Annotated in this window: 4 protein-coding genes; 2 read left to right on the forward strand and 2 right to left on the reverse strand. The window is 49.1% G+C overall.

Annotated features, from left to right (window positions below; translation table 11 throughout):
- Nucleotides 1–239: 239 nt before the first annotated feature.
- Nucleotides 240–797, reverse strand: coding sequence for a 6-phospho-3-hexuloisomerase (hxlB, locus tag AC1DN5_RS16710; protein ID WP_366969992.1), 558 nt, complete (start codon nucleotides 795–797; stop codon nucleotides 240–242).
- A complete protein-coding gene (gene hxlA / locus AC1DN5_RS16715; protein ID WP_016936796.1) occupies nucleotides 794–1,429 on the reverse strand; it encodes a 3-hexulose-6-phosphate synthase in 636 nt (211 codons plus the stop codon). The genes hxlB and hxlA overlap by 4 nt, the downstream gene beginning before the upstream one ends.
- 232 nt (nucleotides 1,430–1,661) lie before the next feature.
- On the opposite strand from hxlA, the gene hxlR reads away from it, so the two are divergent.
- Complete coding sequence (gene hxlR, locus AC1DN5_RS16720) at nucleotides 1,662–2,024, forward strand: transcriptional activator HxlR (protein WP_016936795.1); 363 nt, start codon at nucleotides 1,662–1,664, stop codon at nucleotides 2,022–2,024.
- 591 nt (nucleotides 2,025–2,615) lie between these two features.
- Nucleotides 2,616–10,747: surfactin non-ribosomal peptide synthetase SrfAA (gene srfAA / locus AC1DN5_RS16725; RefSeq protein WP_476961513.1), on the forward strand; the 8,132-nt coding region annotated here is incomplete at its 3' end.

Raw genomic sequence — 10,747 nt, forward strand, 5'->3', positions numbered from 1 at the left:
GTAAAACCGTCTGCACAAATCAGTTTTATCCAATAAAAAATCGGTCAGAAAGTCTTTTTCGCAGTTTCTCTATTCAGAAATGAATGATTGCGGCCGTCTGAATAATTGGCTATTATAGCGATAAGCTCACCGGCAGGGTATCTTCGTCAGCGAGTTTCCGGGTGAAGACTTGGCCGGATGTAATCGAGCGCCGCAGGACGATAAAAAGACGGCCATCTGATAAGAAGGCCGCCGGTATATCATTCCAGATTTGCATGATTTGCAAACATGTCTGCCGAATTCAGTTCTTTTTTCTCCATGATTTTTAGAATAACCGCATCGTAAAACAGCAGGAGAGTCTGTTCAAATAAAGAACCCATCGGCTGAATCGTCTTTCTGTCTCCGCCGGTCTCATCCTTAGGAGAGCCGGGAATCGTTATCGTAAGATCCGCAAGTCTGCCGAGACTCGAGTCAGGATTAATCGTTAATGCAGTGATGATGCCATTAAGGCTTTTGGCTTTTTCAGCGGTATGAAGCAGGCTTTTTGTTTCGCCTGAGCCTGAGCCGATGATGACGAGACCGCCTTCTTTGAGGGGAGGGGCAAGCGTCTCACCGACGATGTAAGCGTTCAGCCCGATATGCATCATCCTCATGGCGAACGCTTTAGCCATAAAACCAGAACGGCCCGCTCCGGACGTGAAGATCTGATCTGCAGCTAAAATCTGATCCGCAAGCTTGTCAGCTTCATTGTCGGCTATTAACGCTGCAGTACGGGATAATTCATTTAGGATTTCATGTAAGTATTCCGTCGTTTTCATGATCCTTGTGTGATCAGCTGTTTCATTTTAGAAGCAGTATCCGCTTTATTGTCAGCTCCCGTAATGCCTCCGCCGACAATGATTAAATCTGGGTTTTGTTTGATGGCTTCAGGAAGCGTATCAAGTTTAATGCCTCCGGCAATTGCGGTTTTAGCGCTCTTGACTGCTTTTTTAATCGCCGTCAGTTCCTCGAATGAATTTTTTCCTTCTGCTTGAAGATCATAACCTGTGTGGACACAAATATAATCAACACCGAGTTGGTCAATTTCTTTTGCCCGTGTTTCAAGGTCTTTTACGTTGATCATATCGACGAGGATTTTTTTCTGTTGTTTTTTTGCTTCGGCAACCGCTCCTTTGATCGTCGAATCATCTGTCGCCCCTAAAACGGTGATGATGTCGGCGCCTGCTTCTGCCGCTTTCATAATCTCGTAACCGCCTGCATCCATGATTTTAAGATCGGCAAGCACTTTCAGGTGAGGAAAGGCTGTTTTCATTTCCTGCACGGCTTTCAGTCCTTCATTAATGACGACGGGAGTGCCGATTTCTACAACATCTATATATTGTTCGACCTCTTTCACAAGTTCAATTGCTTCAGGGATATTCACTAAGTCTAATGCCAGCTGTAATTCCACTGTATATTCACTCCTCTTCTTAATGTATCTACATTCTATAGAGTGCCCTGCATGTTGAAAAGTACGCACTTTAAAGTCTAATAGTTACTTTGAGGATACTGTCCCCCGCAGGCAATGTGTTTTGTCTCAGCAAAACTGCGTGGTAGTATAAATGGATGAAAGCTCTGTGAAAAAGTAAGCAAGTGTTTATAGATGATCAACGTACGAAAAGTAAGAGGAAGGAGAATGGCCCGTGAGCCGAATGGATAAGAAAACGTTTAATTGCGAAAAGGAATTGACGCTTGCCGTGATAGGCGGGAAGTGGAAAATGCTGATTATGTGGCACCTGGGAAAAGAAGGGACAAAACGATTTAATGAGCTGAAAGCTTTAATTCCTGATATTACGCACAAAATTCTTGTGAATCAGCTCAGGGAGCTGGAGCAGGATCTGATCGTTCACAGGGAAGTTTACCCTGTTGTTCCCCCGAAAGTGGAGTACTCATTAACGGAGCAAGGAGAGACCCTTATGCCGATTTTGGACGCTATGTATAAGTGGGGAAAAGAATATATGGAATTAATCAACATTGATAAAACTGCAATAAAGGAATCTTTTTGAAGCGCTCTATGGAAAATAGGGCGCTTTTTTTTGCGCGGTTTAATGAAATCATATTGCGAACGATTAAATCTCCTGTTTCGGTTCTTGCGCTGTTTTTTCCCCGTCAGCTAATATATGAAAACTATTTTCATTCTGCCATAACTGGATATTCGAAAGATTTATACTATAGTTTAAAGATTTTTAATTTTACATAAATAATATTTTTAAAAATAAATTGCGGGATGCCGCAAAATACCCTCTGGAATTGTCGGAATTTTTTTCGGTGTGCCGCATGAAACTTTTCACCCATTTTTCGGTGATAAAAACAATAATTTCATATAAAGTGAACGTAAGTAGATATATAGTAATTCATGAAGAAATAGGTAAACCCTGTTGCTTACAAACATTGGATTCTTGTCTTGATTTCTCATAAATTTGAGCCGAATTTCGGACTGTGCGGGTGAATGGATTGCGGATTTCGGCGGTGATTAAATCGGGATCGTTTTGGAGGTAAGTGGTTCTTTTGGCTTGATAATGAGTTAGGGACATTGAGGGAGGCTGTTTCTAAGGGAGAATTGACAAATTTATCTTAAAAAGGGGAGGCGCACACATATGGAAATAACTTTTTATCCTTTAACAAATGCACAAAAACGTATCTGGTATACAGAAAAATTCTATCCGAACACAAGTATTTCAAATCTTGCGGGTTTCGGAAAGCTCATTTCTGAGGACGGCGTACAAGCTCATATCGTTGAGAAAGCGATACAGGAATTCGTCCGTCGCCATGAGTCGATGAGAATCCGTCTTCGGCTTGATGATGAGGGGGAGCCTGTTCAATATGTGAGCGAATACCATCCGCTGACGATCGAGCATACAGACATCAGGCAAGCCGGCTGCTCTGCGGAAGAGCTGTCAAAATGGGGACGTGACGAGGCAAGCAAACCTCTGGCGTTATATGATCAGGATTTATTCCGTTTTTCCGTGTACACCATCAGCGAAAATGAGGTCTGGTTCTACGTTAATGTGCATCACGTTATTTCAGACGGAATTTCCATGACGATTCTGGGCAATACGATTACTGATATTTATTTGGAGCTTTCGGGCGGAGCAAGTGAGAACGAGGCGGAGATTCCTTCCTTTATCGAGCATGTGCTGACAGAGCAGGAATATGTGCAGTCGAAGCGGTTTAAAAAGGATCGGGATTTTTGGAACGGACAGTTTGAGACCGTACCGGAGCTTGTGTCTTTAAAACGGAGCCAGGCAGATGCGGGTCTTGATGCGAAACGGTTTTCTCAAGAAATTCCTCATGACCTGTACGGCCGGATTCAATCATTTTGCGGGGAGCATAAAGTCAGCGTTCTTTCCTTGTTCCAGTCAGCTCTGATCGCTTATCTCTACAAAGTGACAGGCCGGGATGACGTCGTCACGGGTACGTTTATGGGAAACCGGACGAATGCGAAAGAAAAGCAGATGCTCGGGATGTTCGTATCCACGGTGCCTGTGCGGACAAGTGTTGACGGAAGCCAGCCGTTCTTGGAATTCGTCAAAGGCCGGATGAAGGATCTGATGAAAATTCTCCGCCACCAAAAGTATCCATATAACTTGCTTGTCAATGATTTACGTGCTTCAAAAAGTTCGCTGAGCAGATTGTTTACGTTGGCTTTGGAGTATCAAGTGATGCAGTGGCAGAAAAAAGAGAATCTGTCCTTCCTGACAGACCCGATCTTCAGCGGAAGCGGAACAAATGATATATCGATTCACGTGAAGGAACGATGGGACACTGGGAAATTGACGATTGATTTTGACTATCGCAGTGACATATTTAAGGCGGACGAAATTGCTTCTGTTTCTGAACGTTTGATCACGCTGATTGAAGATGCGATATCATCTCCTGACCGTGTTATTGATGAGCTCGCTCTTCTTTCAGAATCGGAGAAAGAGCTGCTTCTGAAGCGTGCCTCCGGCAATCCGGTCGCTTATCGCAAGGAGATGACGATTCCGGCGCTGTTTGAAGAGAAAGCGAAGGCACTGTCTGACAAACCCGCGGTTGTATATGAAGGCCGGACATTGTCCTATCACACATTGCATGAACAGTCAGGCCGTATAGCCGGACGCCTTCTTAAAGCCGGGATATCAGCCGATTCTCCTGTCGCTGTGCTGCTTGGCCGATCTGACCGTGTTATTGCGGCAATATTGGGAATTTTGAAAGCGGGCGGCGCATATGTGCCGATTGATCCTGACTTTCCGGCGGATCGGATTCAGTACATCTTGGAGGACAGCGGAGCGAAGGCTGTTCTGACAGAGGCGGGAATACAGGCGCCTGAAACGAATGCCGAACAGATTGATTTTGATGAGGCCGTTCAATATGAGACGGCCGCTGACGGTGTCTGCACACAATCAGACCGGCTGGCTTACATTATCTATACGTCCGGTACAACAGGGCGGCCGAAAGGCGTGATGATTGAACACCGGCAAGTTCATCACCTGGTTCAATCACTGCAGCAGGAGATTTATCAGTGCGGTGAACAGACATTAAGAATGGCGCTTTTGGCCCCGTTTCATTTTGATGCGTCCGTTAAACAGATTTTCGCCTCGCTTCTTTTAGGTCAGACGCTTTATATCGTGCCGAAAACAACTGTTACAAACGGCTCGGCACTGCTGGACTATTATCGTCAAAACCGGATTGAAGCCACTGACGGAACGCCTGCGCATCTGCAGATGATGGTTGCGGCGGGAGATGTCAGCGGAATTGAACTGCGCCACATGCTCATTGGGGGAGAAGGCCTGTCCGCCGCTGTTGCTGAACAGCTGATGACGCTCTTTCATCAATCGGGCAAAGCGCCGCGGCTGACAAATGTCTACGGGCCGACGGAAACGTGCGTAGATGCGTCCGTGTATGAGGTGTCACAAGATAACGGAATGAATCAGCAGGCGGCGTACGTTCCGATCGGAAAACCGCTCGGCAACGCCCGGCTGTATATATTGGATAAGCACAAACGGCTTCAGCCTGACGGTACGGCCGGTGAGCTGTATATCGCGGGAGACGGTGTAGGCCGCGGCTATTTAAATCTTCCGGATTTGACCGCAGAGAAGTTTTTGCAGGATCCGTTCAACGAGAGCGGCCGCATGTACCGCACGGGTGATATGGCGCGCTGGCTGCCGGACGGAACAATCGAATATATCGGCCGAGAAGACGATCAAGTGAAAGTCCGCGGCTACCGTATTGAGCTGGGAGAAATTGAAACGGTGCTCAGAAAAGCTCCGGGCGCGGCGGAGGCCGTCGTACTGGCACGGCCGGATCAGCAGGGCAGCTTAGATGTTTGCGCATATATCGTTCAAGAAAAAGGAACTGAGTTTCACCCTGCCGAGTACCGGGAGTATGTGTCCAAACACCTTCCTGATTACATGGTGCCCGCTTACTTTACAAAAACGGATAAAATTCCGCTTACGCCGAGCGGGAAGGCAGACCGCAAAAAGCTGTTCGCGCTTGATGTGCAGGCTGTCAGTTCGTCAGAGTATGCGGCGCCGAGAAATGAGACGGAGAAAACGCTCGCCGTCATCTGGCAGGAAGTCCTCGGAATGGACAAGGCGGGTATTTATGACCATTTCTTCGAGTCTGGCGGTCATTCCTTAAAGGCAATGACGCTTTTGACGAAAATTCATAAGCAAATGGGCGTGGAAATCCCGCTGCAATACTTGTTTGAGCATCCGACAATCGCGGCGCTTGCCGATTATGCGGTAAGCCGAAACGAAGGGCCGGATTACAGTGCGATTAAGCCGGCTGAGAAGCAGGAGAGCTATCCGCTTTCGCTCGCCCAGCAGCGCATCTATATCGCGAGCCAATTTGAAGATGCGGGGGTCGGGTATAACATGCCGGCAGCAGCCGTTATCGAAGGCGCGTTAGACCGTGAAAAACTTGAGCGTGCATTTTCTGTCTTAATCAGCAGGCATGAAGCGCTCAGAACATCGTTTCAATCAGAGGACGGCACGCCGAGACAGGTGATTCACGAGCATGTTCCGTTTCATATTGAAATGATCGAAGCGAGCGGGAGAACGAATGAACAGGTAATGAAGGATTTTGTGCGCCGTTTTGAGCTGGCGGAGGCGCCTTTGTTCAGAATCGGCCTGCAAACGCTCGGTCACAATCGCCATATGCTGCTGTTTGATATGCATCACCTGATTTCAGACGGAGTATCAATTTCCATCATGCTGAAGGAACTGGCAGAGATCTATAGCGGAAAACAGCTGCCTGACTTGCATATTCAATATAAAGATTACGCCGTCTGGCAAGCGGAGCGGGCGGAAGAAGGCTACAAGAAAGAGCGGGCGTATTGGAAAGAAGTCTTTAGCGGCGAACTGCCGGTGCTTCAGCTGCTCCCTGATTACCCGCGGCCGCAGGTGCAAAGCTTTGAGGGTGACCGCGTATCAGTCAAGCTGCCGAAAGAGCTGCGGGACCGGTTGCAGAAGCTCGCCGGGAAAAACGGAGCCACCCTTTATATGGTGCTGTTATCGGCATATTATACGTTGCTTTCTAAGTATTCAGGACAGGAAGACATCATCGTGGGAACACCGTCGGCGGGAAGAAATCATTCCGATACCGAGGGACTGATCGGGATGTTTGTCAACACGCTTGCGCTGCGAAGCTCCGTGAAGCAGGATCAGACATTTACAGACTTGTTAGGTCATGTTCGCAAGCAGGTGCTGGACGCGTTTTCTCACCAGGACTATCCGTTTGAGTGGCTGACCGAAGAGCTGAATGTACCCCGGGATATGAGCAGGCATCCGATATTTGATACGATGTTCAGTCTGCAAAATGCTTCGGACGGAATTCCGGAGATCGGCAATCTTACACTGTCTCTTCATGAAACCAACTTCAATATCGCCAAATTCGATCTGACAATGCAGGCCCGGGAAACAGCAGAAGGCATTGCGCTCGATTTGGATTATTGCACGAAGCTGTTTAAGCGCTCGACGGCGGATCGCCTGCTTGCGCACTATGTCCGCCTGCTGGAGAGTGCGGCAGCTCAGCCGGATGCAAAAATCAGCGAATATGACCTGCTTTCTGAACGGGAGGCTTTGAATCAATTACAGCGGTTCAATCCGGAGCGCACGGCCTATCCGAAAGAGCAAACGATCGTGCAGATCTTTGAAGAACAGGCCCGAAAGAACCCTGACCGGACGGCTCTTCAGTTCGAAGGGGAAACCCTGTCGTATCAGCAGCTGAATGAACGCGCCAACAGGCTTGCGCGGCATATTCTTTCGGTCGGAGGCGGCGGGAAAACCGCGGCTGTTTTATGTGAACGGTCAATGGACATGATTGTTTCCATTATGGCTGTATTAAAAGCGGGGTCAGCCTATGTGCCGATTGATCCTGAACATCCGGTTCAGCGGATTCAGCATTTCTTCCGCGACAGCGGGGCGAGTGTGCTCCTGACTCAGCGAAGCCTCAAGCCGATTGCGGAAAAGGCCGGTTTTCAAGGCGTCATTGTGCTTGCTGATGATGAGGAAAGCTATGAAAAGGACTCTCATAATCCAGCATTGCCGTTTGACTCCAAGACGATTGCCAATCTCACTTATACATCAGGAACGACGGGAACGCCGAAAGGAAACATCGTCACACATGCCAACATTTTGCGGACGGTAAAGAACACGAACTATTTGACCGTTTCTGAAGAAGATACTGTGCTCGGACTGTCAAACTACGTCTTTGACGCCTTTATGTTTGATATGTTCGGTTCGCTGTTAAACGGTGCAAAGCTTGTGATCGTCCCGAAAGATACGGTGCTGGACATGACCCGTTTGTCCCGCGTGATCAAACGGGAGAATGTAAGCATTCTGATGATTACGACGGCCCTGTTCCACCTGCTTGTTGATATGGAGCCGTCCTGTCTGACGACGCTTCGGAAAATCATGTTCGGGGGCGAAAGGGCGTCTGTTGAGCATGTCAAAAAGGCGCTTGCGGCAGTCGGAAAAGGAAAGCTGCTTCATATGTACGGTCCGTCTGAGAGCACGGTGTTTGCGACATACCACCCGGTGGATGTGATTGAAGAGGATACGCTCTCCGTTCCGATCGGAAAACCGGTCAGCAATACGGAAATCTTCATCATGGACACGGCCGGACGAATGCAGCCGGCAGGTATCCCGGGCGAGCTGTGCGTCAGCGGGGAAGGTCTCGTGGAAGGCTATTACAACCGTCCTGAACTGACGGAAGAAAAATTTGTAAAGCATCCGTTTAAGGAAGGGGAACGGATGTATAAAACGGGCGACTTGGCCAGATGGCTGCCGAATGGCGATATCGAGTTTATCGGACGTATCGACCATCAGGTGAAAATCCGCGGCCAGCGGATTGAGCTTGGCGAAATTGAGCACCAGATCCAAAGCCATGACCAGATTCAGGAATGCATCGTGCTCGCTGTGGACCAGGGAGCGGGTGACAAACTTCTTTGCGCGTATTTTGTCGGCCTCCGAGAAATCTCTTCCCAGGAGCTGAGGGAGCATACGGCGAAGGATCTTCCGGCTTACATGATTCCGGCCGTCTTTATTCAAATGGATGAACTGCCTCTTACAGGAAACGGGAAGATCGACAGACGGGCGCTGCCGATGCCTGATGTTACCGCAGCGAATGCTGTGTCATATACGGCGCCGCGCAATGAAACAGAACAAAAACTGGCGGATATTTGGGGTGAGGTGCTGCAAATGGAGCGGGTCGGCGTGCACGATCAGTTCTTTGAGATCGGAGGCCATTCGTTAGCGGGAATGAAACTGCTTGCTCTCATCCAGAAGACCTTCAGCGTGCAGCTTACATTAAAGGATCTGTTCACTTCTCCGACGGTTGCGGGACTGACGCAGCTGATTGAAGGCGCTGAGCAGAAGACGGCTGAAAGCATCGTACCGGCGGCTGTGCAGGAAACGTATCCGGTTTCTTCACCGCAGAAGCGGATGTTCGTGCTTCAGCAGCTGGAAGGCGCCGAAACAAGCTATAACATGCCGTCTGTGCTCCGCTTAAAAGGAAAGCTTGATGCAGAAAAGCTGAAATCTGTCATGAAACAGCTGACAGAACGCCATGAAGCCTTCAGAACGACGTTTGACATAAAGGATGGAGAAACAGTTCAGCGTATATGGGCCGAAGCTGATATTGACATGGAATATTACGAAGCCTCTGAGGAAGACGCTGGACAAATTATTCAGAGCTTTATCCGGCCGTTCCGCCTGGATCAGCTTCCTCTCGTCAGAACGGGGCTGGTTAAGCTGGCTGAACATGATCACCTGCTGCTGTTTGACATGCACCATATCATTTCAGACGGCGCTTCAGTCGGCGTGCTGATAGATGAACTGTCCCGCCTGTATGGCGGCGAAACGCTTGAGCCGCCGCGGATTCATTATAAAGACTATGCGGTATGGCAGCAGAAATTTATTCAATCAGAGCAGTACCGCAAGCAGGAGGAGCATTGGCTTCGGGAGCTTAACGGCGAGCTTCCGGTATTGACGCTGCCGGCTGATTACAGCCGTCCGGCTGTGCAAACCTTTGAAGGAGACAAGCTGGTCTTTTCACTGACTGAAGAACAGACGTCGGCTCTTCGCAGTCTTGCGAAACAAACGGATTCTACCATGTACATGGTGCTGCTGGCATCATACAGCGCTTTTCTCTCAAAATTGAGCGGACAGCATGACATTATTGTCGGCTCTCCGGTTGCGGGACGGTCACATGCGGATCTCGCTAACGTCATCGGTGTGTTTGTGAATACACTCGCGCTTCGGTCGTATCCGGAAGCGGACAAAACGTTCACAGATTATCTTGAAGAAGTAAAACAAACCGCTTTACGTGCATTTGATGCGCAGGATTATCCGCTTGAGGACCTTCTGCAAAAGATTGAGGTGCAGCGTGATACGAGCCGAAATCCGCTGTTCGATGCGGTATTCTCCATGCAAAACGCAAATGCTGAAGATCTGGTCATGGAAGGAATTGAGCTGAAGCACCATCCGTTTGACAGAAAAACAGCCAAGTTTGATCTGACGATGACGGCTGATGACACAGACGGAGGCTTAACGTTTGTGCTTGAATATAACACTGCGCTGTTTAAACCGGAAACGGCAGAGACGTGGAAGCATTATTGGCTTCATCTGTTAGAAGCCGCCGCGGAAAATCCGGCCGCGAAGCTTTCTGAGCTTTCATTGGTGAATGAAACAGAAAAACAAGCCCTTCTTGACGCATGGAAAGGAAAAACAATTTCCGTGCCGCGGGACAAAACGGTTCACCGTCTCTTTGAAGAAACGGCCGCCCGCCACGCGAACCGTCCGGCTGTGGCATACAACGGCGCGAAATGGACGTACGGCGAGCTGAATGCAAGGGCGAACCGGATCGCGCGCATTCTCATGGACTGCGGCGTTACGGCTGACGAACGTGTCGGCATTTTGACGAAACCGTCCTTGGAAATGGCCGCGGGCGTACTCGGCGTCCTGAAAGCGGGCGCGGCATTTGTGCCGATTGATCCCGACTACCCGAAAGAGCGCATCAGCTACATTCTGCAGGACAGCGGCGCTAAGCTTCTTCTCACGCAGGAAGCGCTCGACGTGCCGGAAAGCTACACAGGAGATACGATCCTGCTTGACGGCAGCCGCTCCATTCTGAGCCTGCCGCTTGATGAAAACGATGAAGCGAACCCGCAGACGGAAACAATGGCGGATCATCTCGCTTATATGATTTACACGTCAGGAACGACCGGACAGCCGAAGGGTGTCATGGT

It is taken from the genome of Bacillus sp. 01N42_2 (assembly GCF_056399565.1).

Bases quoted from the DNA above. Each gene is read 5' to 3' on its own strand.
- hxlB (WP_366969992.1), bottom strand. From the start codon at position 797: ATGAAAACGACGGAATACTTACATGAAATCCTAAATGAATTATCCCGT.